This is a genomic window from Olsenella uli, assembly GCF_016899935.1.
GTDB classification, from domain to species: domain Bacteria; phylum Actinomycetota; class Coriobacteriia; order Coriobacteriales; family Atopobiaceae; genus Thermophilibacter; species Thermophilibacter uli_B.
Window position 1 is genome coordinate 1 of sequence record NZ_JACJJK010000088.1, and the last position, 247, is coordinate 247.

Annotated in this window: 1 protein-coding gene; it reads right to left on the reverse strand. The window is 39.3% G+C overall.

The window, feature by feature from the left end; genetic code table 11:
* Positions 1-247, reverse strand: a 247-nt coding sequence (locus tag H6A07_RS09955; protein WP_369334324.1) for a ribosomal protein S5, incomplete at both ends; no start/stop codon positions are given.

Genomic DNA, 247 nt, shown 5'->3' on the forward strand with positions numbered 1-247 from the left:
CCAAATATACCGATGCTTTCATGTGGAATAGTTTTATCTACTAAAGAAACTTCTACAAGATTCTTTTTAGCATCTTCAATGCCTTTTCTGATTGCTTCAGGTACTTCACTAGCTTTACCGAGACCTGCACCTACATGACCGTTTCTATCGCCTACTACAACAAGAGCGCTGAAAGAGAAGCGACGGCCACCTTTTACAACCTTAGCAACGCGATTAATATACACAACTTTTTCTTCTAATTCAAGTG